This window comes from Cribrihabitans marinus (assembly GCF_900109035.1).
Lineage (GTDB): Bacteria > Pseudomonadota > Alphaproteobacteria > Rhodobacterales > Rhodobacteraceae > Cribrihabitans > Cribrihabitans marinus.
The window spans coordinates 280767-304791 of sequence record NZ_FNYD01000002.1 but is presented as its reverse complement, the minus strand read 5'-3'; the positions used below and the strand labels follow the sequence as shown (position 1 = coordinate 304791).

Genomic DNA, 24025 nt, shown 5'->3' with positions numbered 1-24025 from the left:
CGTGAGCCTCGGCAACGTGCAACTTAAAAAAATTTGCTGGAATCGGCCCTCCAATGCCGCATCGCAGCATTCTCGACAAATCACCCGGCTATACTGCCAACCACCAACGCCGCATGTGGATCGACCGATGTCCAGCACCATAGTTCGCCGATTGCTAAGCACGGATCAGCGGCGCCTCGCGGCGCATTTCCAGCGGCTGGACCGACATAGCCTCCACGCCCGGTTCGGAGCCGGTATCAGCCCCTATCGCGCAAGCCTTTACGCCGACAGCGTTTTCACGGCCGAGGCGCTGGTTTACGGGGCATTTCCCGATGGCTGTCTGCGCGCAGTGGCCGAATTGCGGCCGCTTCCCAACGCCTGGCCGAAACGGGCCGAAGCGGCCTTCAGCGTCGAGCCACGCTGGCAGGGCCGCGGCATCGGCGACCGGCTTATGCACCGGGTGCTGACGGTCGCCCAGAATCGCGGCATCCGCGAGCTGCACCTGCTATGCTTGCCCGGCAACCTGCGCATGCAGAATCTGGCGCAAAAACATCGAGCGCGCCTGCACCGGTTGCCCGGACAGGTCGAGGCACACCTGACCCGCCCTTTCCCAACCCCTTTCTCGATCACGCAGGAAATGGCCGGCGAGTATCGCGCCCTCGCCGATGCCATGTTTCAGTGGCGGCGCTGACGTCCGGCGGCTCGCCAGGAAGCCGCGGGCAATTGCCCGCGGAGTCAGTCGCGGTCGGCGTCGGGATCGGCCTGCCCGACCCCGCGGAACACGTACTTGAACGGCAGGATCCAAAGCAGGCCCAGCGCCACATAGACCAGGAATTCAAGCCAGAGCGGCGGCCGGTCAAGCCAGTTCAGCACGGTGACCACCGCGACGATATAGGCCGGCATCCCGATCAGCAGGATCACCAGCGTCCAGCGCCGACGCGCCTTGTAGCTGAGTCGCGGTCTAGCCATCAGTCGGCAAACGGATCGGTGACAAGGATGGTGTCCTCTCTCTCGGGCGAGGTGGAAAGTAGCGCCACGGGACATTCGATCAACTCTTCGACGCGGCGCACGTATTTGATCGCGTTGGCCGGCAGGTCGGCCCAGCTGCGCGCGCCCTCGGTGGACTCACTCCAGCCGGGCAGTTCCTCGTAGACCGGTTTGCACCGCGCCTGCTGGTCCGCCGCGGTCGGCAGGTAGTTCAGCCGCCGGCCGTCCAGCTCGTAGCCTACGCAGACCTTGAGCGTGTCGAACCCGTCCAGCACGTCCAGCTTGGTCAGCGAGATGCCGTTGACGCCGCTGGTGGCGCAGGTCTGGCGCACCAGCACCGCATCGAACCAGCCGCAGCGCCGCTTGCGCCCGGTGACGGTGCCGAACTCGTGCCCGCGCTCGCCCAGACGCCGGCCATCGGCATCGTCCAGCTCGGTCGGGAACGGGCCTTCGCCGACCCGCGTGGTATAGGCCTTGACGATCCCCAGCACGTAGTCGACCGAGCCGGGCCCGATACCCACGCCGGTCGCCGCCTGACCGGCGATCACGTTCGACGAAGTCACGAAGGGATAGGTGCCGAAGTCGATATCCAGAAGCGCGCCCTGCGCCCCCTCGAACAGGATGCGTTTCCCGGCTTTGCGCTTTTCGTTCATCACTTTCCAGACCGGCGCGGCAAAGGGCAGGATCTGCGGCGCGATCTCCTTGAGCTGCGCGATCAGCGCATCGCGGTCCACCGGCTCGATCCCCAGCCCGCGGCGCAGCGGATCGTGATGCTGCAGGGCGCGGTCCACCCGCGCCTCGAGCGTTGCGTCATCGGCCAGGTCGGCGACACGGACCGACCGCCGGCCGACCTTGTCCTCATAGGCCGGCCCGATGCCGCGCCCGGTCGTGCCGATCTTGGTGCCCTTGCTGGCCGCTTCCTCGCGCGCCCGGTCCAGTTCGCCGTGGATGGGCAGGATCAGCGGCGTGTTCTCGGCAATCATCAGGGTCTCGGGCGTGATTTGCACGCCCTGCTCCCGGATCGAGGCAATCTCGCCGACCAGGTGCCAGGGGTCGAGCACGACGCCGTTGCCGATCACGCTCAGCTTGCCGCCGCGCACCACGCCCGAGGGCAACGCGTTCAGCTTGAAGACCTCGCCGTCAATGACCAGCGTGTGACCGGCATTGTGCCCGCCCTGAAAGCGCGCGATCACGTCGGCCCGCTCGCTCAGCCAGTCGACGATCTTGCCCTTGCCCTCGTCGCCCCACTGGGCGCCGACTACCACCACGTTGGCCATGTTCGGTCCTTTATTGCGTCAGGTGAAACCCGCGCCGGTATAACGGCGCCCTCGGCGCAGGAAAACCGCAAATTCGACGCAGGCCGCGCGACCGCGCGGCGCAGGCGGTCACGGTCCGGACGGGTCGCGCTGCGGCAGGCGCACGGGCGTTCCGTGCGGCGTGTCCAGATAGGCGCGCCGCCAGGCATCGCGCAGCGCGTCGATTTCGCCCGGTTCGGTGCCGGCCGTGTCACTCAACAGGGATTCGAGCGTATCGAGCCAGGCCAAGAAGTAGTCGTCGCCGCCGTCCAGGTCACGGGCCAGCCCGTGGCGTTGCAACACTGCCGAGAACCGCACCGTCCACTCGGGCCAGGTGAACAGCCCGGTCTCGTTCAGATGCACGGTCATCGCAAAGACCTGCGCGTGCCACGGCTGTTCGAAGACCGGATCGGGGGCGCTGGTCATTCCGGCTCCAGATAGCTTTGCCAGAGGTCCAGAACCACCTCGTCGTCCGGGTGTTCGGGCATGGCCCAGAGCTCGGAGGCGGCGAACACCACGGCATAGAGAGGCTGTGGCGCCTCGCCCAGCCCGTGCGCGTTGCTGTCGGGCAGGACGTGATGGCCGTGTACGCGCAGGATCCGACCCCGCGCGCCGCCGGCATAGGACGGCAGGCGGGTGTGACCGCCATCGACCATCCGGTTCCCCGCCGGCCGCACCGTGCGCACCGTCTGCCCCGGCGCGAATGCGGGCGGAGCGTCTGCGGGGCGGTCGGCCGGTCCGCCCGAGGCCAGCACCCGGGCCACGGCTTCGGCGCCCAGCCGCCGGTCCGCCAGCGGATGCGGATCGGAGGCATCGCCTCCGCGCAACTCGTCCAGGGTCAGGACTCCCTGCCGCACCAGCAGATCCGCCAGGGCCGAGATCCATTTCTCATAATAGGAAAACCGCGCATAGTCGCCGGGCGACAGAGTTTCCCGCGCGTGGCGGGACATGTCGATGTTCCATTGCCCCAACGCACCGGCGGCCAGTGTGACGGCCAGGGCGCGCGCGTGCCAGTCCTCGGCGAAGACCGGCGCGCCCTCGCCTTCGGGGATCACCGGGCCGTCCCCGAACCGGCCGCCCATGTCGTGCACGCGCGTCATGTGGCCTCGGGCGCGGACGGCAGGCCGGTACCGATCATGCTGTCGCGGGTTACGAGGGCGGCCAGCGCCCCGGCGTCCAGCCCGTCGGACCCCGGCGGGCGCATGGGCAGCACCAGATACCGGACCTCGGCGGTGGAATCCCACACGCGGATCGATGTGCCCTTGGGCAAGGCGACGCCGAAATCGGCCAGAACCCGGCGCGGCTCGCGCACTGCGCGGGCGCGGTAGGCGTCGGATTTGTACCACCCCGGCGGGATGCCCAGAAGCGGCCACGGGTAGCAGCTGCACAGGGTGCAGACGACCATGTTGTGCCGATCGGGCGTGTTCTCGACGACCACCACATGTTCCCCCTGACGGCCATAATGCCCCATCTCGGCCAGAACCGGCGTGGCGTCGGCCAACAGCGCGGCCTTGAAGTCGGGCTCGCACCAGGCGCGCGCCACGACGCTTGCGCCGATCTGCGGGCCGATCCGGTTCTGATAGGTGTCGATGATCTCGTCCAGCGCCGCCGGATCCACCAGACCCCGGCGGGCAAGCACCGTTTCGAGCGCCTTGACCCGAAGCGCGGGTTCGGGCGGCAGCACGCTGTGAGGGTGATCCGGATCGTCATGCGGCATGGGCCCAGATTGCGGCGGCAGGCGGGGCGCTGTCCAGTGCCTTTGTCGCCTCAGGCGCCCCTGCGGAATGCGGCCAACTCCTCCCTTGCCCCTCACCCCAAACTTCCCTACATACCGCCCGGATACACGCCTAGCCCCGCAAGGATCCACGATGGAAAACGTAGTCCTCATCATCCACCTTCTGCTGGCCCTCGGGCTGATCGCCGTTGTGTTGCTGCAGCGGTCCGAAGGTGGCGGTCTGGGCATGGGCGGCGGCGGCGGGGCGATCAGCGGCCGGGCTGCGGCCACGGCTCTGGGCAAGCTGACCTGGATCCTGGCGGCGGCCTTCATCGTGACCTCGATCACGCTGACCATCATCGCGGCGCAAAAGGCCTCGGGAACCTCGGTTATCGACCGGTTGGGCGTGCCTGCGCAGCAGGAAGACGATGCGCCGGCCGTGCCTGCGGGCGACGACCTGTTGCCCCCGGCCGAAGGGGACACCGGGCCGCTGGTGCCGCGGGCCGACTAACCCACAATACCTTGAATACCTGCCACGGGCCGCAACAGCATCTTGCGGTTCCCTTGCGCATGGGGTGCGAATCCCCTAACAATGGAGTCCCGTGATGCTGCGGTTTTTTGGGAACCGCCGGGCAACAGATTCAGACCACTCACGGGGGGCAGCCGAACAGACATGGCGCGATTCATCTTCATCACCGGCGGCGTGGTTTCTTCCCTCGGCAAGGGGCTGGCCTCGGCGGCCCTCGGGGCGCTGCTGCAGGCGCGCGGATTTTCGGTACGGCTGCGCAAGCTCGACCCCTATCTGAACGTCGATCCCGGCACGATGTCACCGTTTGAGCATGGCGAGGTTTTCGTCACCGATGACGGCGCCGAAACCGATCTGGACCTGGGCCATTACGAACGCTTTACCGGCGTCGCCGCCCGCAAGACCGACTCGGTCAGTTCGGGCCGGATCTATTCCAACGTGCTGGAGAAGGAACGCCGGGGCGACTATCTGGGCAAGACCATCCAGGTGATCCCCCACGTCACCAACGAGATCAAGGATTTCATCGCCATCGGTGAGGACGAGGTCGATTTCATGCTCTGCGAGATCGGCGGCACCGTGGGCGACATCGAGGGGCTGCCGTTCTTCGAGGCGATCCGCCAGTTCAGCCAGGACAAGCCGCGCGGGCAGTGCATTTTCATGCATCTCACCCTCCTGCCCTTCATCAAGGCCAGCGGCGAGTTGAAGACCAAACCCACACAGCACTCGGTCAAGGAACTGCGCTCGATCGGGCTGGCGCCGGATATTCTGGTCTGCCGCTCCGAAGGGCCGATCCCGGCCAAGGAGCGCGAGAAGCTGGCGCTGTTCTGCAACGTGCGCCCGGATGCGGTGATCGCGGCGCAGGATCTCGGAACGATCTACGACGCGCCGCTGGCCTATCACCGCGAGGGGCTGGACCAGGCGGTTCTGGACGCGTTCCAGATCAGCCCGGCGCCCAAGCCCGAGATGAGCAAGTGGGAGGACGTGTCCGACCGCATCCACAATGCCGAGGGCGAGGTGAAGGTCGCCATCGTCGGCAAGTACACGCAGCTCGAAGACGCCTATAAGTCCATCGCCGAGGCGCTGACGCACGGCGGGATGGCCAACCGCGTCAAGGTCCGGATCGAGTGGGTCGACGCCGAAATCTTCGACAGCGAGGATCCCGCGCCGCATCTCGAGGGCTTCCACGCCATCCTGGTGCCCGGCGGCTTCGGCGAGCGCGGCACCGAGGGCAAGATCAAGGCGGCGCAATACGCCCGCGAGCACAAGGTGCCTTACCTCGGCATCTGCCTGGGCATGCAGATGGCGGTCATCGAGGCCGCCCGCAACGTCGCCGGCATCGCGCAGGCGGGATCCGAGGAATTCGACCACGAGGCCGGGCGCAAGCGGTTCGAGCCGGTGGTCTATCACCTCAAGGAATGGGTGCAGGGCAGCCACCGGGTCGAACGCAAGGTCGATGACGACAAGGGCGGCACCATGCGCCTGGGCGCCTATGACGCGGTGCTGACCGATGGCTCGAAAGTGGCCGAGGTCTATGGCGCAACGGCCATCGAGGAGCGCCACCGCCACCGCTACGAGGTCGACATCAAGTATCGCGACAAGCTGGAAAAGGCCGGGCTGTGCTTTTCCGGCATGTCGCCCGACGGTCGGCTGCCGGAAATCGTGGAATGGACCGACCACCCCTGGTTCATCGGCGTGCAGTTCCACCCCGAATTGAAATCCAAACCGTTCGAGCCGCATCCGCTGTTCGCGGATTTCGTGCGGGCCGCGAAGGAGACGTCGCGGCTGGTCTGACCGTGGCCCGCTAACACGGCGGCGGCGCAAGCTGGCCGGTGGCCATCTTCTTGGCTTGGCGCGCTGCGGGTAATCGGATAATTTCTGCTCCATGCTCAAGAAGTTCTTCCAAGCCTTTCGGCCCGAGACCCCGACGCAACTGCCCGATCCGGACGCCGAACTGGCGCTGGGGGCGCTTCTGGTGCGGGTGGCGCAGTCGGACCGCGACTACAAGCTGGAGGAGATAAGCCTGATCGACCGCATCCTGGCACGGCTCTATCAGCACAACGCGATCGAGGCCGCCAAGGTGCGCGCGACCTGCGAGAAGCTGCACACGGCCGCCCCCGAGACCGATACTTTCGGCAAGCTGATCCGCGAGACCACCGGGCTGGAGGAACGGCTGGCCGCGCTGGAGGCGCTGTGGGAGGTGGTGCTGGCCGATGGAGAGCAGGCCGAGGGCGAGATCAAGATCGTCGAGGAGGCCCGCATCGCCATGGGTCTGAGTTTCAACGACAGCCAGAACGCGCGCAAGCGCGTGCTGGAACGCCTGGCCTGAACACCCTAGAAAACCCCATGTTCCGAGATTTCCTGAACCGCCTCACCGAACCGCAGCCCGCCCCCCTGGATGACGGGGACGCGCGGCTGGCGTTGACCGCGCTGCTGGTGCGCATCGCCCGGTCCGACAACGACTATGCGATGTCCGAGCGCGAGCGGATCGACCGGATCTGCGCCACCCGCTATGGCCTCAGCCCCTTCGAGGCCGCGGCCCTGCGCGGCGAGGGCGAGGCGCTGGAGGCCGAGGCGCCCGACACCGTGCGGTTCACCCGCGCGATCAAGGACGCGGTTCCCTACGAGGACCGCCGCGCCGTGGTCGAGGCGGCCTGGTCGGTCGCACTGGCCGATGGCAGCCGGGATGCCGAGGAGGATGCCCTTCTGCGGCTGGTAGCCAGCCTGCTGGGCGTCAGCGATGTCGATTCGGCCCGCGCCCGTCAGGCCGCGGCCAGGAATTGAGACGCCGCCTGCACCGCGCGGGGCCGCTCCGGTGATCGCCAGCCTCGCCATGTATGATCTGCCGGCACTGAGCCCGGCCATTGACCGCTACTGGGCGGCCATCCGGCATCACCTGGGCGAGGGCCCGGCCCGACTGACGCGGGACGCCGATCCGTGGGAAGTCTGGACACACCCCGACCTGCTGCTGGCGCAGACCTGCGGGTTTCCCTATCGCGCCCGGCTGCATGGCAAGGTGGCGCTTGTCGGCACGCCGGATCCCGCGCTGCCCGGCTGCCCACCGGGGCACTACTGCTCGGTTCTGGTCGCCCGGGCGGACGATTACCGGTCGCTACAAGCATTACTGACCGGCACATTCGCCTTCAACGAGGCCCTGTCGCAATCGGGCTGGGCCGCGCCGATGATGCATTTCGCAAGTGCAGGGCTGCGCCCCGCGGCGCTGGTGCAGACCGGGGCGCATGCGGAATCCGCCCGCGCCGTGGCAGAAGGCCGGGCCGATCTTGCTGGGCTGGATGCGCTGACCTGGGAACTGCTGCAGGAAACCGGGGACACCGCCGCCCGCCAACTGCGCGAGGTCGAGCGCACGGTGCCGACCCCGACGCTGCCCTATATCACCGCGGCGCATCGCGAACCCGCTCCGATCGCCGCGGCGATCCGCGCCGCGATCTCGGACCTGTCGGGTGCCGACCGCGCGCAATTGCACCTGACCGGTCTGGTCGACTTGCCTGCGGAGAGATATTTGGCCGTACCGACGCCGCCATCACCGTCCGAAACGCTGGGTCAACCTTAGGCATTTCGGCGGTTTGCGGCTAGAATTCTCCGTTTTGCACGTTGCATTGCGCAGAATTTTGCGACCTAGTAACGCACTAGCGATCGAACCAGCACGGACCCAGAAGTGACAGAAACCGCCCCCGTCATCGAGATCCAGAACCTGCACAAGAGCTTTGGACAGCTCGAAGTCCTCAAGGGCGTGGACATCACCGCGCATCGCGGCGACGTGGTGTCGCTCATCGGATCGTCGGGATCGGGCAAGTCCACCCTGCTGCGCTGCTGCAACCTGCTGGAGGACAGCCAGCAGGGCGAGATCATCTTCAAGGGTGAGCCTGTGCACTGGACCGGCAGCGGATCGCACCGCCACCCGGCGGATTCCAGGCAGGTGCTGCGCATCCGCACGAATCTCAGCATGGTGTTCCAGCAATTCAATCTGTGGGCGCACATGACCATCCTGCAGAACGTGATGGAGGCGCCGGTGACCGTGCTGGGCCGGGACCGGGCCGAGGTCGAGGAGGCCGCGCGCGGCTATCTCGACAAGGTCGGCATCGGCGACAAGTGCGATGTCTATCCCGCCCAGCTCAGCGGCGGTCAGCAACAGCGCGCCGCCATCGCCCGTGGCCTGTGCATGGAGCCCGAGGCGCTTCTGTTCGACGAACCGACATCGGCGCTGGACCCGGAGCTGGAGCAGGAAGTGATCCGGGTCATCAAGGATCTGGCCGCCGAAGGCCGGACCATGATCATCGTGACGCATGACATGAAGATGGCCGCCGACATCTCGAAACACGTCGTTTTCCTGCATCAGGGCATGGTCGAAGAGGAAGGCCCGCCCGACGCGGTTTTCAGCAGCCCGAAATCCGAGCGTTTGCGGGGCTTTCTTTCCGCGACGCAGGCCGCATAATTCAACACGCTCAAAAATGGGGAGTAAACAAATGAAAAGACTGATTCTGACCGCTGCGGCATTGGCGCTCAGCGCGGGCATCGCCAGCGCGCAGACCGTGCGGCTGGGAACCGAGGGCGCCTATGCGCCGTGGAACTTCATCAACGACGCCGGCGAGGTCGACGGGTTCGAGCGCGAGCTGGGCGACGAGCTGTGCAAGCGGGCCGAATTGACCTGCGAGTGGGTGACCAATGATTGGGATTCGATCATTCCCAACCTGGTGTCGGGCAACTACGACGTGATCATCGCCGGCATGTCGATCACCGACGAGCGCGACGAGGTCATCGACTTCACACAGAACTACACGCCGCCGGATCCGTCCGCCTATCTGGGCATGTCGGATGACGTTGACGTGACCGGCGGCGTAGTCGCCGCGCAGACCGGGACGATCCAGGCCGGTTACATCGCGGAGTCCGGCGCCACGCTGGTGGAATTCGCCACGCCCGAGGAAACCATCGCCGCAGTGAAGAACGGCGAAGCCGACGCGGTGCTGGCCGACAAGTCCTTCCTTGCGCCGATCGCCGAAGAGGATGCCGACCTGCGCTTCGTGGGCGAGGACGTGCCGCTGGGCGGTGGCGTCGGTCTGGGTGTTCGCGAATCGGATGGCGAACTGCGCGAAAAGCTCGACGCCGCGATCCAGTCGATGAAGGACGACGGCAGCCTGAACGAGATGATCTCCAAGTGGGAGGTCTCCTCGACCTTCTGATCCGGTCCTTCCGGCGCGCCCAGATGCGGGCGCGCCGGTCAGCCGCACGAGGCCTGTCATCTTTTCCTTCTGCACCGATCCCGAGACGCTGAGCTCGTTCCGCTGGCTGGCTTGCTACCTGACCACGGGCAAGCACGCCAACCTGTACTACTCGGTCGGCACCGTGCTGCTTCTGCTTGCCATCACCGCGCCTTCGGCGCTTCTGTTCGGATTTATCGGCGCCTCGGCGGCGCGGTCTCATTTCTGGCCGATCAGCTGGCTGGGCAAGGGATATGTCGCCATCGTACGCGGCGTTCCCGACATCGCCTTCTTCCTGTTCTTCGTGATCGCGCTGGACCAGGCGTTCGAATGGGTCCGCCACAAGATCAAGTGCCCCGACTGGGACGAACCGATCCGGCAGGGCAACGATTTCGTCGTGTGCCAGGCCGCCAAGCTGCCGCTGGGCGACTCGCCGCAATGGGTGCACGAGACCTATGGGTTCTTTCTGGCGGTCCTGACCTTTTCCATCGTGTTCGGCGCATTCGCCGCGAATGTCCTGTTCGGGGCGATGCGTGCCGTGCCGCATGCCCAGCTGGAGACCGCCGAGGCTTATGGCATGTCCCGCCGGCAGACCTACTGGCGGATCCTCGTGCCGCAGATGTGGGTCTATGCCCTGCCGGGCCTCAGCAACCTGTGGATGGTGCTGACCAAGGCCACACCGCTCCTGTTCCTGCTGGGGGTCGAGGATATCGTCTATTGGGCCCGCGAGTTGGGCGCGACGGCAAATCCGCGCTTCACCGACTATCCCCACGGCGACTGGCGCATGTGGTATTTCATGGCGCTGCTGGTCTTCTATCTTGGCCTGACGCGCATCTCCGAAGTGCTGCTGGAGCGGCTGATGCAGAAACTCAGCCACGGCCAGGCCACGACAGGCGGCGAAGCGCAACGAAAGGCGGCGGCATGACGACCGCACCTCTCACCCTCGGCCAGATGCCGCGCGCGATGTCCGTGCATTCACGCAAGCGATCTCTTTGGGCAGGAGGCCGGACATGAGTTGCTGGCAGACGGTCCAGGACTATGCCCTGCGCTCGCTGGGCATCGGCGAGCGGCTGCTGCCGAAGGAGAATTTCACCCTGTGCGAGCATTTCACCCTGATCGGCTCGGGGATGATCTGGAACGTCTATTTCGGGGTGATGGCGCTGGCCACCGGCTTCTTCCTGGCCACTGCGCTGGCGGTGGGCAAGGCATCGCCGCGCAAGCTGTTCCGCAAGCCCTCGGAATGGTTCATCTTCGTGTTCCGCGGCTCGCCGCTCTTCATCCAGTTCTTCTTTGCCTATTTCCTGTTTCTCAGCCTGAAATCCGTCTCGCCCCTGTTCGACGCCTTCACCGCCGCCTGGCTGGGCGCGCTGATCGTGCTGTTCCTCAATACCGCCGCCTATTCGGCCGAGATCTTTTATGGCGCCCTGCGCTCGATCCCCAAGGGCGATGTCGAGGCCGCCGACGCCTATGGCATGTCGGGCTGGCCGCGCTTTCGCCGCATCGTCTGGCCCACCATGCTGCGGCTGGCCTGGCCCGCCTATACCAACGAGGCGATCTTTCTGTTCCACGCCACCACGCTGGTGTTCTTCTCGGGCTTTCCCGCCTGGCAGCAGCGGGGCGACGCGCTCTACTACGCCAACTATTTCGCCGACAAGACCTTCAACCCCTTCGTGCCCTACCCGATCCTGGCGATGTATTTCATCATCTTCTCGCTGCTCATCATCTGGAGCTTCGGCCGGGTGAACAAGCACCTCAACCGGCACCTGCCCGAGACCCAACGCAGCCGGATGCGCCTGCGCATGAACCTGATCCGCTGACGAGTCGCCGCAGCGTTCTGACACGGGCGTGGATAATTTGATCAAAAGTCGTGACAAGCCCCCGCCGCCCGCGTTAAACCGATGGCGTTCGACAACCGGAGCGCCGTCATGGATCTCAGCCAGCTACAGACCTTTCGCATCGCCGCCTGCGATCTGAACGGGCAGATGCGCGGCAAGCGCGTGCCGGGCGCCTATGGACCCAAGCTGGACAGGGGCGCGGTGCGGATGCCGTTTTCGGCGCTCAACGTCGATCTGTGGGGGGCCGATATCGCCGGCAGCCCGCTGCTCTTCGACAGCGGCGATGCCGACGGGGTGTTGCGGCCGACGGATCGCGGCGCGATGCCGGTGCCCTGGATCGACGGCGCGACCGCGCTGGTTCCGATGGAGATGTTCCACGATGACGGGCGCCCGTTCGCGGGCGACCCCCGCCACGCGCTGGCATCGGTGCTGGACCGCTATGCGGCACGGGGCTGGCGCGTGGTGGCGGCGACCGAGCTGGAATTCACCCTGCTCGATGCCGGCGGCGAGGCGCCGCGCCCGCCGGTCAACCCGCTGACCCGCCGCCGGCTGATCAACGAGGCGGTCCTGTCGATGGCCGAAATGGACGCCTTCGACGCCTATTTCACCGACCTCTATCGCGGCTGCGAGGCGATGGGCATCCCGGCCCAGACCGCGATTTCCGAAAGCGGCGTGGGCCAGTTCGAAATCAATCTCGACCATCAGGACGCCATGCGCTGTGCCGACGACACGTGGCTGTTCAAGGGCTTGGTGCGTGGATTGGCCCGCAAGCACGGCTTTGCCGCCACATTCATGGCCAAACCCTATTCGCAGGATGCGGGCAACGGAATGCATGTGCATTTCTCGGTCGTCGACGCCGAGGGGCGAAACGTCTTCAACGATGGCGGCCCACGCGGCACCGACCTGCTGCGCCAGGCTGTGGCCGGCTGCCTTGCCGCGATGCCCGGATCGACGCTGATCTTCGCACCGCATGGCAATTCCTATGAGCGGCTGGTGCCCGAGGCGCATGCGCCGACCGGGGCCTGCTGGGCCTATGAGAACCGGACCGCCGCCATCCGCGTACCGGGCGGCGCGCCGGCGGCCCGCCGGATCGAACACCGTGTCGCCGGCGGCGACATCAACCCCTACCTGATGCTGGCCAGCGTTCTGGGCGCCGCCCTGATCGGGATCGAGGACGGCCTGACCCCGCCGGACCCGATCACCGGCAACGCCTACGAGATCGCGGATCTGCCGCAATTGCACCCGGATCTGGCCGCGGCCGTCGAGGCCTTCGCCACGGACCCCATGCTGGCCCGGATCCTGCCTGCGGCGCTTGTCTCCAACATGGCGCTGACCAAGCGCCAGGAGATCGCGCGCTTCGCCGCCCGTGATCCGGACACCCATTGGCTGAGCTATCTCGAGGCGGTCTGAGCCCCCCTTGCCCGGCCGGCGCGGTTTCGGTAGACTTGAATTTGATCAAATTGGTGAACCATGAAAATCGGCATCCTGCAAACCGGTCACGCCCCGGACGCCCTGATCGAGACGACCGGGGATTACGACCGGATGTTCGCACGCCTCCTGGACGGGCACGGCTTTACGTTCGAAACCTATCCGGTCGTGGACGGCGTCTTTCCCGACGGGGCCGATGTCGCCGACGGATGGCTGATCACCGGCTCGCGTCACGGCGCCTATGACAACCTGCCCTGGATTGCCCCGCTGGAGGATCTGATCCGCCAGATCAAGGCCGAGGGACGGCCGCTGATCGGGGTCTGCTTCGGCCACCAGATCATCGCGCAGGCCCTGGGTGGCAAGGTCGAGAAATTCGATGGCGGCTGGTCCATCGGTCGGACCGAATACGACCTGGACGGACAGCCCGTCACCCTGAACGCCTGGCACCAGGATCAGGTTGTCGCGTTGCCCGATGGCGCCACGGTTCTGGCCGGAAACGGCTTTTGCCGCTATGCCGTGGTTGCCTATGGCGACCGGATCTGGACGATCCAGCCGCATCCGGAATATGACACCGACTTCATCGCCGGTCTGATCCGCACCCGCGGTCGCGGCGTCGTGCCCGACGCGCAGCTGGACGCCGCAAGCGCCGGGCTGGACGGTCCGGTGGACAATGCGGTCATCGCCGAACGGATGGCCGGTTTCTTCAAGAAAGCGAGGGCCTGATGGCCGACTGGACCGAGAACCTGCCCCAAGCCGCCCGCGACTACCTGGAAGGGCGCCGACTGGACGAGGTAGAGTGCATCATTTCCGACCTGCCCGGCATCGCGCGCGGCAAGGCGGTTCCGGCGTCGAAATTCGCGCGCCAGACCTATTTCCACCTGCCCGACAGCATCTTCTACCAGACCATCACCGGCGATTGGGGCGAGGCCGCCGGCGAGGACGGGTTCATCGAGCGGGACATGATCCTGAAACCCGACATGGCCACTGCCAGCGCCGCACCCTGGACCGGCGACTGGACCCTGCAGGTGATCCACGACGCCTTCGACCGCGAGGGCGCCCCGATTCCCTTCAGCCCGCGCAACGTGCTCAAAAGGGTCGTGCAGCTTTATCACGACAAGGGCTGGAAGCCGATCGTGGCCCCCGAGATGGAGTTCTTCCTGGTCGCCCGCAACCTGGACCCGGCCAAGGAGATCGAGCCGATGATGGGCCGGTCGGGCCGGCCGGCGGCCGCGCGGCAGGCCTATTCCATGACCGCGGTGGACGAGTTCGGACCGGTGATCGACGACATCTACGACTTTGCCGAGGCGCAGGGATTCGAGATCGACGGGATCACCCAGGAAGGCGGGGCCGGGCAGCTGGAAATCAACCTGCGCCACGGCGATCCGGTCAAGCTGGCCGACGAGGTGTTCTATTTCAAGCGCCTGATCCGCGAGGCCGCGATCCGGCACAACTGCTTTGCGACCTTCATGGCCAAACCGATCGAGGACGAACCCGGTTCTGCCATGCACATCCACCACTCGATCATCGAGAAGGAGACCGGCAAGAACATCTTCTCGGGTCCGCAGGGCGGCGAGACCGACGCCTTCTATCACTTCCTGGCCGGGTTGCAGACGCATCTGCCCGCGGGGCTGGCGGTGATGGCGCCCTACGTCAATTCCTATCGCCGCTACGTCAAGGACCACGCCGCGCCGATCAACCTGGAATGGGGCCGCGACAATCGCACCACGGGTATTCGCGTGCCGCTCAGCGGGCCGGAAAGCCGGCGCATCGAGAACCGCATCGCCGGGATGGACTGCAATCCCTACCTGGGCATCGCCGTCTCGCTGGCCTGCGGCTATCTCGGCCTGATGGAAGAGACGCGCCCCAGCCGCCAGTTCCACGGCGACGCCTATGCCGGTGATGGCGACATCCCGCAGGTGATGGGCGAGGCGCTGGACCTGTTCGACGAGGCCAAGGCGCTGCACGACGTTCTGGGACCGGAATTCGCCCGCGTCTACGGCATCGTCAAACGCGCGGAATACGAGGAGTTCCTGCAGGTGATCTCGCCCTGGGAACGCGAGCATCTTCTGCTGAACGTCTGAGTCCCCGGGTGACCGCGCCGGCCGGCGCCGGTCACCGAGGACGAGCCTGGGGGCCTGGATGAACCTGCTGTTTTCCAACGACCGGCGCGGCACCTTTCCCGACAGCTGGTATGCGGCGACCGCCAACCCGATTGATCGCTTCGACGCGCTGCGCGGCGAAACCCGCGCCGATGTCTGCGTCGTCGGCGGCGGATATACCGGTCTGTCTGCGGCGCTGCACCTGGCCGAAGCGGGCTTCGACGTCGCGCTCGTCGAGGCCCACCGCGTCGGATTCGGCGCGTCGGGCCGCAATGGCGGGCAATTGGGCAGCGCCCAGCGCATGGGCCAGGAGGAACTGGAACGGCTGGTGGGCGACGAGGACGCGGCGAAGCTGTGGACGCTGGCCGAGGAGGCCAAGGCGCTGGTCAAGGACCTGATCGCCCGGCACGACATCGACTGCGACCTGAAACCGGGAATCGCCGTGCTGGGGTTCAGCGATGCCGAGCGCCGCGAGCTTCACGCGCATGCCGGCCACCTGGCCGAGCGCTACGGCTATGACCAGGCCGATCTGCTGGATGAGGAGGCCGGGCACGCCATCTGCCCCTCACCGGCCTACAAAGGGGGCGTTCTGGATCGGGGGGCTGCGCATCTGCACCCGCTGAATTTTGCGCTGGGGCTGGCCCGGGCTGCGGTCAAGGCCGGCGTCCGCATATTCGAGGACACCCATGTCCACCATATCGAGGAGCGCCAGCCGGCGCTTGTGCGCACAGACCGGGGCCGCATCCGCGCCGGGCATGTGATCCTCGCCTGCAACGGCTATCTGGGCGGGCTCAATCGCCAGGTGGCCGCGCGGGTGATGCCGATCAACAACTTCATCGCCGCAACCGAGCCGCTGGGCGATGCCGTGACGCAGGTACTGGCCCGCGATGTGGCCGTTGCGGACACCAAATTCGTGGTGAACTATTTCCGGCTCAGCCGCGACGGGCGGCTGCTGTTCGGCGGCGGCGAAAGCTATGGCTATCGCTTTCCCAGGGACATCGCCGCCAAGGTGCGCAAGCCGATGACCGAGATCTTCCCGCATCTGCGCGACGTGCGCATCGACCACGCCTGGGGCGGCACGCTGGCGATCACCATGCGGCGGATGCCCTACCTGGCGCGTGTGGCGCCGAACATCCTGTCGGCCTCGGGCTATTCCGGCCACGGAGTCGGCACCGCGACCCATGCCGGGAAACTGATGGCCCTTGCGATCCAGGGGCAGGCCGAAGGGTTCGACACAATGGCCCGGTTCCCGTCCCTGCCCTTCCCCGGTGGCCCGGCCCTGCGCTCGCCGCTGCTGGTCCTGGCGATGACCTGGTACGCGCTGCGCGACCGGCTGGGCGTCTGACCGGCCGATTGAAACGATCATGTGAAATCTTGCCGATGGCCCAAGGCGCCGCTTGGCACGGGGCGGTGATTGTTTTACCTTTCCGAAAGTGCGACTTAAGGAAAACGAAATATGATGCTGCCGCCCAACGTCCACGACGCCGAGCCCATCCCCGAAGCCGCCCGCGAGGCAATCGACGCCTTGCTGACCTCCGGCGACCTGTTCCGCTATACCGCGCCCGACAACGCGCCGGTGACGCTGCTCGAATCCGAGTTCGCAGAGATGATGGGCAGCCGCTATGCGCTGGCGGTCTCGTCCTGCTCGGCGGCGCTGTTTCTTTCGCTCAAGGCGTTGGGCCTGCCGCGCGATGCGCGCGTTCTGATCCCCGGCTTCACCTTCGCGGCGGTTCCCTCCTCGGTGATTCACGCCGACTGCATCCCGGTGCTGTGCGAGGTGGGCGAGGATTATCGCGTCGACCTGGCCGATTTCGAGGCCCGGCTGGACGAGGTTCAGGCCGTCATCATCAGCCACATGCGCGGCCATACCAGTGACATGGACGCGATCATGGCGCTGTGTGATGCCCACGACATCCCGGTGATCGAGGATGCGGCGCACTCGCTGGGCACCACCTGGGCCGGGCGCAAGATCGGCACCATCGGGCGCGTGGGCTGCTTCTCGTTCCAGTCCTACAAGATGATCAACGCCGGCGAAGGCGGCATCCTGATCACCGACGACGCCGACCTGGCGGCCCGCGCGGTGATCATGTCGGGCGCCTATGAGCATAACTGGAAGAAGCACCCCGTCCTGCAGGACGCCTTTGCCGCATGGCAGAACAAGCTGCCGCTCTACAATCTGCGCATGAGCAACCTGAGCGCCGCCGTGATCCGCCCGCAACTGCCGGAACTTGCGCGCCGGGTGCGCGACGGGCACACCAACCACGACCATGTCGCCGCCAGAATCTCTGCGTCGCCGCATATCGAGGTGCCGGATCCGCTGCCCGGTGAGGCGCGCGCACCGGATTCGATCCAGTTCAACCTTATGGGCCTGACCGACGCCGAAACCGCCCGCTTTGCCGCCGCGGCCGAGGTGCGCGGCATCAAGGTGCAGGTCTTCGGCCTGAGCGCGGACAACGCCCGCGCCTTCTGGAACTGGCGGTTCCTGGAGGAGGTGCCGGAGCTTCCGTGCACCCGGGCGATGCTGATGCGGGCCTGCGACGTGCGCCTGCCCGTACGGCTGCGCCGGCCCGAGTTGGACATGATCGCCGACGCGATCCTTGACGCGATGGCCCAGACAAAAGGCGCGGCAGCCGCCTGATCCGCGTTCCGCAGTTGGAAATCCCCGCAACCTCTGCTGTTATGGCAAGTGTCTCAGGGGGAGGACCGGACACGTGCGACGCCTTGTTGCCATCCTGGCGGCCGATGTCGTCGGCTATTCCGGTCACATGGCGCGCGAAGAAAGCGCCACACTGGCCCACCTGACCCGGCTGCGGCGAAAACATTTCGAACCGGCGATGAACCGGCACCGCGGCCGCGTGGTCAAGCTGACCGGCGACGGCGCCTTGGCGGAGTTCAACAGCGTCGTGGACGCGGTCTCCTGCGCCATCGCGCTCCAGACGGCGATCGCCGAGGACCGGGACATGCCCTTGCAACTGCGCATCGGCATCAACCTCGGGGACATCGTCATGTCGGGCGGCGACATCTATGGCGACGGGGTGAACATCGCGGCCCGGCTCGAGGCGCTGGCGGAACCCGGCGGCATCTGCCTGTCCGGGCTGGTGCGCGAGAGCATCGGCAACCGGATCGAAGCGGAATTCTCCGACGACGGGCACCAAGCCCTGCGCAACATCGAATCGCCGGTGCGCGTGTTCCGCTGGCCGGCGGGCGACGATCTGCGGCCCCGGCCCGACGCGGATGCCGCGCCCTCGGGCAAGGCCTCGATCGCCGTTCTGGCCTTCGACAACATGTCGCCCGACCCCGAGCAGGAGTATTTCTCGGACGGGATTGCCGAGGACATCATCACCGCCTTGTCGCATTTTCGGGATTTCTTCGTCATCGCCCGCAACACCAGCTTTGCCTACAAGGGCCAGCCGATGCGGGTCGATGCGCTCTGCGCGGAACTGGGCGTGCGATACCTGCTGGAGGGCAGCGTGCGCCGGGCCGGCGACCGGGTGCGGGTGACGGCGCAGCTGATCGACGGGGCCACCGGTGCCCATATCTGGGCGTCGCGGTTCGACCGGGTCATGGACGACATCTTTGCCGTTCAGGACGAGATCACCCAGGCCATCGTGGGTGCGGTCGCGCCGGAAACACTTGTCGCCGAAACCCGCCGCGCCCGGGCCCAGCGCCCGGAAAGCCTGACCGCCTGGGAGCGATTGCTGCAGGCGCGCTGGCACCTGGGGAAATACAACAGGACCGACAATGACGTGGCCCGCGCGCTTCTGACCGAGGCGCTTTCGGCCGAGCCGGAAAACAGCGATGCAAATGCCGCGCTGGCGTTGTGTGACCTGCTGGCAGTCTTGCATCTCTGGCGGACCGACACGACCGATGCCCTGCTCTCGGCCCGAGCCGCTGCGGAAATGGCCGTTGGCCTGGACGATCAGAATGCCAATGCACATGCCATTCTGGCGATGGCCGCAGGCTTTGCGCGGGATTTCGACGAGTGGGAGACGAGTCTGGCGCGCGCCATCGCCCTGAACCCCAACCTGGCGATCGGACACGGCAACCTGGCCACCTATCATGGCGTCTCGGGTCAGTATGAGGCCGCGATTGCCGCCTATGAGCGGGCCATCGCCCTCAGTCCGCGTGACCCGCTCAAGGCGTTCTGGCGGGGTGGCGTCGGGATCGGCGCCTATATTGCTGGCGAATACGCCATTTGCGCAGAGAATGCCCGGGCCGGGCTGCGCGACAACCCGGGCTTTGCATCGCTGATGCGGCAGGAGACCGCGGCGCTGGGCATGCTGGGGCAGATGGACGAGGCCCGGGCCTCGCTGGACCGGTTGCTGGACCGGATGCCGGGGCTGACATTGGAACAGGTGCGCCAGATCGTGCCCGTGCGCCATGACGCGGATCAGGAACGCTGGCTCGACGGGCTGCGCCTTGCCGGGCTTGGGAACTGACGGATCAGGCCGTCAGCTGAGCTTGGAGAGCTTCTCCTGCAACTCCGACAGCTGTTTCTTGATGGCGTCCAGATCCTCGCCCGATTTCTCGTCGCCGGCCTTGTCGTCCTCGCCCGGCCCGGACCACTGGCCCGACATCCCGCCGGTCATCGCCTTCAGGAACGCCTTTTGCTGCGCCTGCATTGCCTCGAAACCGGGCATCTTGGACATCGGGTTCATCGCGTTCATGTTCTCGACCATCTTCGACTGGCTCTCGCGCAGCATGTCGAACGAACTCTGCAGGAATTGCGGCATCAGCCCCCCGCCCGGCAGCATGTAGCTGCGCACCAGGTCGTTGAGCACGTTTACCGGCAAGACATTCTCGCCCCGGCTTTCGTGTTCGGCGATGATCTGGAGGAGATACTGGCGGGTCAGGTCGTCACCGGATTTCAGATCGACAATCTGCACCTCGCGACCGTCGCGGATGAAGCCCGCGATATCCTCGAGCGTGACGTAGTCGCTGGTCTCGGTGTTATAGAGTCGCCGGCTGGCATAGCGCTTGATCAGCAATGGCTTTTCTTCTGTCGCCACCGTCTTCCCTCCCCAAGGATGATGCGTTGCAGCACAGACTATGCGAGCGCAGAAGAAAAGGGAAGGGAAAGCACTTGCCACGAAAAAAGGGCAGGCCTGTCGACCTGCCCTTCGCGATTGCACCATTTGGGAGGAATGGGTGCAGTTTCGCTGGTCTTCTTACTTCGCGGCTGCGGCCTTCTTGGTGGCAGCGGTCACGTCGCTGGTCGCCTTCTTGACGGCGGCAGTCGCATCTTCCGAGATGTTCTTGCCAGCGGCCATCAGCAGCTCGACGGTTTCCATCTGCACCTTCTTGGCGACCTCGGCGAAGGCAGCCATGTTCTCGGCGGCAACTTCGGCCGACGCGCTTGCGAAGTCGGTATAGGCCTTCGCGTAGTCGGCGGGCTCTGCCTTGGCTTTCGACATCTCGGTCAGCTTGGCCAGGGTGTCCTTGGTCCACTTGTTCGAGATCTCGGCCGATTTCTCGGCGGCGTCCAGAGCAACGCCCGACAGCTTCTCGTTCAGGCTTGCAGTGGTCTTGAACGCGTCTTCCATTGCGCTGGTGTCAACGGGGAATGCGCCCATGATGTCTTTCATGACGGCGTTGAAGTCTTGAGTCTTTGCCATTGTCCTAATCCTTTTTGCCTGCGCCGGGCCCACCCCGGCCTTTCCGGCTCACGGACAATATGCATGCTGCGTCGCAGCATTTCAAGATTTTTCGTGCTGCGTCGCAGAAAAAATTCTTTTCGGCGGAAAATCAGGCACTTGCCTTGACCTTCACATACTCACCCGGCGCCGGGGCCAGTCTGCAGTGGTCCGAATCGCCGGTATCGCGGGCCGGAACCTGCTTGCCCGAGCGCTTGCGCAGCCAGGACTCCCAGCGCGGCCACCACGAACCTTCGGTGTAATCCGCCCCGGCCAGCCAGTCGGCCGCGTCTAGCGACAGGTCGCTATTGGTATAGTGGCCGTATTTCTTCTTGCTGGGCGGGTTGACGATGCCGGCGATATGCCCGGATTCGGACACCACAAAGGTCTTGGAGCGCGATCCCATCTGCTGCACCCCTCGATAGCAATCCTTCCAGGCCGCGATGTGATCCGTCTCGCAGGTGATCGACATCAGCGGCACATCCACGTCCCGCACATGCAGCGTGTGCCCCATCAGCTCGAACCCGTCGGTGGTGAACTCGTTGCGCTGGCACAGCCCGCGCAGGTATTGCGTCACCATCTTCGCCGGCAGGTTGGCGCCGTCCCCGTTCCAGTAGAGCAGGTCGAAGGCCGGCGGCGTCTCGCCCATCATGTAGCTGCGGATCGCGGGCGTATAGATCAGGTCGTTGGACCGCAGATAGGAGAACGTGCGCGCCATGATGTAGGAGCGCAGAACGCCCTGCTTGGCCACCTCGGCCTCGATCCCGTCGATGAAATCGTCCTGCAGGAACGGCGTGAACTCTCCCTGATCTTCGAAATCGGTGAGGGCCGTGAAGAAGGTGGCCGACTTGACCGACTTGTCGCCGCGCTGCTTGAGCAGCGACAGGACCAGGCTCAGCGTGGTGCCCGCGATGCAATAGCCCACCGCGTTGACCTGCTCGACGTCGCAGATCTTCTTCACCTCGTCGATCGCGGTCAGATAGCCGTCCTGGATGTAATCCTCGAGACCGGTCTCGGCATAGCTGCGGTCGGGATTGACCCAGCTGACCACGAACAGGGTATAGCCCTGCTCGGTCACCCACTTGATCAGGCTGTTCTGCGCCTTGAGGTCGAGGATGTAGAACTTGTTGATCCAGGGCGGGAACAGGACGATGGGCGTCTCGTGGACGGTCTCGGTGGATGGCTTGTACTGGATCAGCTCCATCATCCGGTTGCGATAGACCACGTCGCCCGGCGTGGTGGCGATGTTGCCGCCCAGCTCGAACGCGCTTTCGTCGGCCAGGCGCACCACCAGTTCGCCGTTGTTGGCCTCCAGATCCTTGACCAGGTTCTCAAGCCCCTTGATGAGCGACTCCCCTTCGGTCTCGACCGCCTTCTGCAGTGCATCCGGGTTGGTGGCCAGGAAATTGGTGGGCGCCATCATGTCGATGATCTGCTGCGCGAAGTAGTTCAGGCGCCGTTTCTCGGTCGGGTCCAGATCGTCGACCGACTCGACCGCCTGCGCAATCGTCGCGGCGTTGGTCTGATACTGCTTCTTGATGAAATGGAAATAGGGGTTGGACTCCCACATCGGGTTGGCAAAGCGCCGGTCCTTGGGTCCGTCATCGGCCTCTTCGGCCAAATTGCGGGCCAGCGCCTGCTGGCTCTCGGCGAAGTTCATAACCGACTTGCCCCAGAACGCCACCTGCTGTTCCAGCAGCTTGGCGGGGTTCTGCATGACATCGGCCCAATAGGCCGTTGCTGCCTTTGCGAAAAGCTCTTGATTCGGAGCGTCCAGCGAAGGGTTGTGACCGGCCTTGCCCGCCATCACCTCGATCAGCCGTTTCGAGAGGACTTCCACCTTCTCCATGTTTTTCCTTAGCTTTTCAAGGTTCTCGCTGTCCAGCTCCGGTGTGCCGACTTCGCTAGTTGTCATTTTAAGGAAATCCTCCTACTCTCGCTGCTGTGCAGAATAAATCGCGGTGCCGGGGAGAGCAAAGCGGTGAATTGTCCGGATCTTCGGACGGATTTATGGAGGCACGTATCATGCGATACATGATCACCTACGACCTGATGGAATCTCTCCGCAACACGAACCAATGGCTGGGTGCCTCCGCCAACTCACTTGCATCCTATCCGATTTTCAGCATGGTTCCCAACCCTGCGTTCAGCTGGATGTCCGCCTGGGGCGAAGTGACCGAACGCACGTTCCAGCGCATGGTGACCAAACCGGACTGGGGCATCCGCACCTTCACCTGCGAGGATGGCAAGGACCACCTGGTCGATATCCGCACCGTCGTCGAGCGGCCGTTCGGCGACCTGGTGCATTTCGCAGTGGCCGGCCGCAAGACGCAGCCGCGCAAGGTTCTTCTGGTCGCGCCGATGTCGGGCCACTACGCGACACTGCTGCGTTCGACGGTCAAGAGCCTGCTGGTCAATTGCGAGGTCTACATCACCGACTGGCACAATGCCCGCGACATCCCGGTGTCCGAGGGCAAGTTCGATATCGAGGACTATACCCTCTACCTGGTCGATTTCATGCGCGAGCTTGGCCCCGACACCCATGTCGTCGCGGTTTGCCAGCCGGTCCCGCTGACCCTGGCGGCAACCGCCTACCTGGCCGAGCAGGATCCCAAGGCGCAACCGACCTCGCTGACCCTGATCGGCGGCCCGGTCGACCCCGACGCCACCCCCACCGAGGTCACCGATTTCGGCCGCCGCGTCACCATGGGCCAGCTGGAAGAGACGATGATCCAGAGGGTCGGCTTCAAGTACAAGGGCGTCGGCCGCATGGTCTATCCGGGGTTGCTGCAGCTGGCGTCGTTCATGTCGATGAACGGCGAGCGCCACTCCAAGGCCTTCTCGGACCAGATCCAGCGAGTTATGCGCGGCGACGCCTCGGATCACGACGCGCATAACCGCTTCTACGACGAATACCTCGCCGTGATGGACATGACGGCCGAATTCTACCTGTCCACGGTCGAGCGCGTGTTCAAGAACCGCGAGATCGCCCGAAACGAATTCGTCGTCGACGGCCACAAGGTCGATATCGGCAAGATCACCGACGTGGCGGTCAAGACGGTCGAGGGGGCGAATGACGACATATCCGCCCCCGGCCAGTGTGTCGCCGCGCTGGACCTGCTGACCGGTCTGCCCGACGCGAAGAAGGCCAGCCATGTCGAACCCGGCGCCGGCCATTACGGCATCTTCGCCGGACGCAGTTGGCGCGACAACATCCGCCCGCTGGTGATCGACTTCATGAACGCCGCCGACGCCGCCCGCCCGGCTCGCGGCAAGCCCGCCAACAAGAACGCGGCGGCGCGATAGTCCGCCCACC

General features: G+C 65.5%; 25 protein-coding genes. 17 read left to right on the top strand and 8 right to left on the bottom strand.

Translation table 11 applies throughout. The features are described 5' to 3' along the window. Window position 1 precedes the first annotated feature (1 nt). Window positions 2-670 (top strand): GNAT family N-acetyltransferase, encoded by a 669-nt coding sequence (locus tag BMX57_RS03960; RefSeq protein ID WP_177175378.1) that lies wholly within the window; start codon window positions 2-4, stop codon window positions 668-670. A gap of 44 nt (window positions 671-714) precedes the next feature. Here the strand turns inward: BMX57_RS03960 and BMX57_RS03955 are convergent, their stop codons facing one another. From BMX57_RS03955 to nthA, 5 genes are all read right to left on the bottom strand, one after another. Continuing rightward, window positions 715-948, bottom strand: a complete 234-nt coding sequence (locus tag BMX57_RS03955; RefSeq protein ID WP_092362730.1) for a DUF2842 domain-containing protein — start codon at window positions 946-948, stop codon at window positions 715-717. Beyond that, on the bottom strand, window positions 948-2243 hold the full coding sequence (locus tag BMX57_RS03950) for an adenylosuccinate synthase (RefSeq protein ID WP_092362728.1): 1296 nt from the start codon (window positions 2241-2243) through the stop codon (window positions 948-950). Before BMX57_RS03950 ends, BMX57_RS03955 begins: the two co-directional genes overlap by 1 nt. Window positions 2244-2351: 108 nt before the next feature. Further along, the gene (locus BMX57_RS03945) at window positions 2352-2687 is read right to left on the bottom strand and encodes a nitrile hydratase accessory protein (RefSeq protein WP_092362726.1); all 336 of its coding nucleotides are present in this window, start codon (window positions 2685-2687) and stop codon (window positions 2352-2354) included. After that, a complete protein-coding gene (gene nthB, locus BMX57_RS03940; RefSeq protein WP_092362724.1) occupies window positions 2684-3361 on the bottom strand; it encodes a nitrile hydratase subunit beta in 678 nt (225 codons plus the stop codon). Before nthB ends, BMX57_RS03945 begins: the two co-directional genes overlap by 4 nt. Continuing rightward, the gene (nthA, locus tag BMX57_RS03935) at window positions 3358-3978 is read right to left on the bottom strand and encodes a nitrile hydratase subunit alpha (protein ID WP_092362722.1); all 621 of its coding nucleotides are present in this window, start codon (window positions 3976-3978) and stop codon (window positions 3358-3360) included. The genes nthB and nthA overlap by 4 nt, the downstream gene beginning before the upstream one ends. Window positions 3979-4129: 151 nt before the next feature. Between nthA and secG the strand changes: the two genes are divergently transcribed. The 15 genes from secG to BMX57_RS03860 all read left to right on the top strand — a co-directional run bounded on the left by secG (window position 4130) and on the right by BMX57_RS03860 (window position 19515). Then, window positions 4130-4486 (top strand): preprotein translocase subunit SecG, encoded by a 357-nt coding sequence (gene secG, locus BMX57_RS03930; RefSeq protein ID WP_092362720.1) that lies wholly within the window; start codon window positions 4130-4132, stop codon window positions 4484-4486. A 162-nt stretch (window positions 4487-4648) separates the two neighbouring features. Then, window positions 4649-6292 carry a CTP synthase gene (locus tag BMX57_RS03925; RefSeq protein ID WP_092362718.1) on the top strand — a complete coding sequence of 548 codons (1644 nt, stop codon included), beginning with the start codon at window positions 4649-4651 and terminating at the stop codon, window positions 6290-6292. 91 nt (window positions 6293-6383) lie between these two features. Next, window positions 6384-6827 carry a tellurite resistance TerB family protein gene (locus BMX57_RS03920; RefSeq protein WP_092362717.1) on the top strand — a complete coding sequence of 148 codons (444 nt, stop codon included), beginning with the start codon at window positions 6384-6386 and terminating at the stop codon, window positions 6825-6827. Between the two features lie 17 nt (window positions 6828-6844). After that, window positions 6845-7282 carry a tellurite resistance TerB family protein gene (locus BMX57_RS03915; protein ID WP_092362715.1) on the top strand — a complete coding sequence of 146 codons (438 nt, stop codon included), beginning with the start codon at window positions 6845-6847 and terminating at the stop codon, window positions 7280-7282. A gap of 31 nt (window positions 7283-7313) precedes the next feature. Next, on the top strand, window positions 7314-8069 hold the full coding sequence (locus BMX57_RS03910) for a phosphate/phosphite/phosphonate ABC transporter substrate-binding protein (protein ID WP_092362713.1): 756 nt from the start codon (window positions 7314-7316) through the stop codon (window positions 8067-8069). Window positions 8070-8174: 105 nt separating this feature from the next. Continuing rightward, window positions 8175-8951, top strand: coding sequence for an ABC transporter ATP-binding protein (locus tag BMX57_RS03905; RefSeq protein ID WP_092362711.1), 777 nt, complete (start codon window positions 8175-8177; stop codon window positions 8949-8951). A 31-nt stretch (window positions 8952-8982) separates the two neighbouring features. After that, complete coding sequence (locus BMX57_RS03900) at window positions 8983-9696, top strand: transporter substrate-binding domain-containing protein (RefSeq protein ID WP_092362709.1); 714 nt, start codon at window positions 8983-8985, stop codon at window positions 9694-9696. Between the two features lie 58 nt (window positions 9697-9754). Continuing rightward, window positions 9755-10639: an ABC transporter permease gene (locus BMX57_RS03895; RefSeq protein ID WP_092362707.1), complete on the top strand. Its 885-nt coding sequence runs from the start codon at window positions 9755-9757 to the stop codon at window positions 10637-10639. A gap of 85 nt (window positions 10640-10724) precedes the next feature. Beyond that, window positions 10725-11531: an ABC transporter permease gene (locus BMX57_RS03890; RefSeq protein ID WP_092362705.1), complete on the top strand. Its 807-nt coding sequence runs from the start codon at window positions 10725-10727 to the stop codon at window positions 11529-11531. Between the two features lie 108 nt (window positions 11532-11639). Beyond that, complete coding sequence (locus BMX57_RS03885) at window positions 11640-12959, top strand: glutamine synthetase family protein (RefSeq protein ID WP_092362703.1); 1320 nt, start codon at window positions 11640-11642, stop codon at window positions 12957-12959. 60 nt (window positions 12960-13019) lie between these two features. After that, window positions 13020-13700, top strand: coding sequence for a type 1 glutamine amidotransferase (locus BMX57_RS03880; RefSeq protein ID WP_092362701.1), 681 nt, complete (start codon window positions 13020-13022; stop codon window positions 13698-13700). After that, window positions 13700-15058, top strand: a complete 1359-nt coding sequence (locus tag BMX57_RS03875) for a glutamine synthetase family protein (RefSeq protein WP_092362699.1) — start codon at window positions 13700-13702, stop codon at window positions 15056-15058. Before BMX57_RS03880 ends, BMX57_RS03875 begins: the two co-directional genes overlap by 1 nt. A 58-nt stretch (window positions 15059-15116) precedes the next feature. Next, window positions 15117-16421 carry an NAD(P)/FAD-dependent oxidoreductase gene (locus tag BMX57_RS03870; protein WP_092362698.1) on the top strand — a complete coding sequence of 435 codons (1305 nt, stop codon included), beginning with the start codon at window positions 15117-15119 and terminating at the stop codon, window positions 16419-16421. Between the two features lie 111 nt (window positions 16422-16532). Then, window positions 16533-17714 (top strand): DegT/DnrJ/EryC1/StrS family aminotransferase, encoded by a 1182-nt coding sequence (locus tag BMX57_RS03865; RefSeq protein WP_092362697.1) that lies wholly within the window; start codon window positions 16533-16535, stop codon window positions 17712-17714. A gap of 73 nt (window positions 17715-17787) precedes the next feature. Then, on the top strand, window positions 17788-19515 hold the full coding sequence (locus BMX57_RS03860; RefSeq protein ID WP_092362695.1) for an adenylate/guanylate cyclase domain-containing protein: 1728 nt from the start codon (window positions 17788-17790) through the stop codon (window positions 19513-19515). 12 nt (window positions 19516-19527) lie between these two features. Here the strand turns inward: BMX57_RS03860 and phaR are convergent, their stop codons facing one another. From phaR to phaC, 3 genes are all read right to left on the bottom strand, one after another. Further along, window positions 19528-20085: a polyhydroxyalkanoate synthesis repressor PhaR gene (phaR, locus tag BMX57_RS03855; protein ID WP_092362693.1), complete on the bottom strand. Its 558-nt coding sequence runs from the start codon at window positions 20083-20085 to the stop codon at window positions 19528-19530. Between the two features lie 159 nt (window positions 20086-20244). After that, complete coding sequence (locus BMX57_RS03850) at window positions 20245-20691, bottom strand: phasin family protein (protein WP_092362691.1); 447 nt, start codon at window positions 20689-20691, stop codon at window positions 20245-20247. 130 nt (window positions 20692-20821) lie between these two features. Next, window positions 20822-22624: a class I poly(R)-hydroxyalkanoic acid synthase gene (phaC, locus tag BMX57_RS03845; protein ID WP_092362689.1), complete on the bottom strand. Its 1803-nt coding sequence runs from the start codon at window positions 22622-22624 to the stop codon at window positions 20822-20824. A 110-nt stretch (window positions 22625-22734) separates the two neighbouring features. On the opposite strand from phaC, the gene phaZ reads away from it, so the two are divergent. Continuing rightward, window positions 22735-24015: a polyhydroxyalkanoate depolymerase gene (gene phaZ / locus BMX57_RS03840; RefSeq protein ID WP_092363095.1), complete on the top strand. Its 1281-nt coding sequence runs from the start codon at window positions 22735-22737 to the stop codon at window positions 24013-24015. Window positions 24016-24025: the final 10 nt, after the last annotated feature.

What these genes read in the sequence shown, in the direction of transcription:
- BMX57_RS03890 (WP_092362705.1), top strand. Translation starts at nt 10,725, where the DNA reads ATGAGTTGCTGGCAGACGGTCCAGGACTATGCCCTGCGCTCGCTGGGC.
- phaZ (WP_092363095.1), top strand. Translation starts at nt 22,735, where the DNA reads ATGCGATACATGATCACCTACGACCTGATGGAATCTCTCCGCAACACG.
- secG (WP_092362720.1), top strand. Translation starts at nt 4,130, where the DNA reads ATGGAAAACGTAGTCCTCATCATCCACCTTCTGCTGGCCCTCGGGCTG.
- phaC (WP_092362689.1), bottom strand. Translation starts at nt 22,624, where the DNA reads ATGACAACTAGCGAAGTCGGCACACCGGAGCTGGACAGCGAGAACCTT.
- BMX57_RS03885 (WP_092362703.1), top strand. Translation starts at nt 11,640, where the DNA reads ATGGATCTCAGCCAGCTACAGACCTTTCGCATCGCCGCCTGCGATCTG.
- BMX57_RS03875 (WP_092362699.1), top strand. Translation starts at nt 13,700, where the DNA reads ATGGCCGACTGGACCGAGAACCTGCCCCAAGCCGCCCGCGACTACCTG.
- BMX57_RS03920 (WP_092362717.1), top strand. Translation starts at nt 6,384, where the DNA reads ATGCTCAAGAAGTTCTTCCAAGCCTTTCGGCCCGAGACCCCGACGCAA.
- BMX57_RS03880 (WP_092362701.1), top strand. Translation starts at nt 13,020, where the DNA reads ATGAAAATCGGCATCCTGCAAACCGGTCACGCCCCGGACGCCCTGATC.
- BMX57_RS03955 (WP_092362730.1), bottom strand. Translation starts at nt 948, where the DNA reads ATGGCTAGACCGCGACTCAGCTACAAGGCGCGTCGGCGCTGGACGCTG.
- BMX57_RS03870 (WP_092362698.1), top strand. Translation starts at nt 15,117, where the DNA reads ATGAACCTGCTGTTTTCCAACGACCGGCGCGGCACCTTTCCCGACAGC.
- BMX57_RS03925 (WP_092362718.1), top strand. Translation starts at nt 4,649, where the DNA reads ATGGCGCGATTCATCTTCATCACCGGCGGCGTGGTTTCTTCCCTCGGC.
- nthB (WP_092362724.1), bottom strand. Translation starts at nt 3,361, where the DNA reads ATGACGCGCGTGCACGACATGGGCGGCCGGTTCGGGGACGGCCCGGTG.
- BMX57_RS03900 (WP_092362709.1), top strand. Translation starts at nt 8,983, where the DNA reads ATGAAAAGACTGATTCTGACCGCTGCGGCATTGGCGCTCAGCGCGGGC.
- BMX57_RS03865 (WP_092362697.1), top strand. Translation starts at nt 16,533, where the DNA reads ATGATGCTGCCGCCCAACGTCCACGACGCCGAGCCCATCCCCGAAGCC.
- nthA (WP_092362722.1), bottom strand. Translation starts at nt 3,978, where the DNA reads ATGCCGCATGACGATCCGGATCACCCTCACAGCGTGCTGCCGCCCGAA.
- BMX57_RS03950 (WP_092362728.1), bottom strand. Translation starts at nt 2,243, where the DNA reads ATGGCCAACGTGGTGGTAGTCGGCGCCCAGTGGGGCGACGAGGGCAAG.
- BMX57_RS03850 (WP_092362691.1), bottom strand. Translation starts at nt 20,691, where the DNA reads ATGGCAAAGACTCAAGACTTCAACGCCGTCATGAAAGACATCATGGGC.
- BMX57_RS03945 (WP_092362726.1), bottom strand. Translation starts at nt 2,687, where the DNA reads ATGACCAGCGCCCCCGATCCGGTCTTCGAACAGCCGTGGCACGCGCAG.
- BMX57_RS03915 (WP_092362715.1), top strand. Translation starts at nt 6,845, where the DNA reads ATGTTCCGAGATTTCCTGAACCGCCTCACCGAACCGCAGCCCGCCCCC.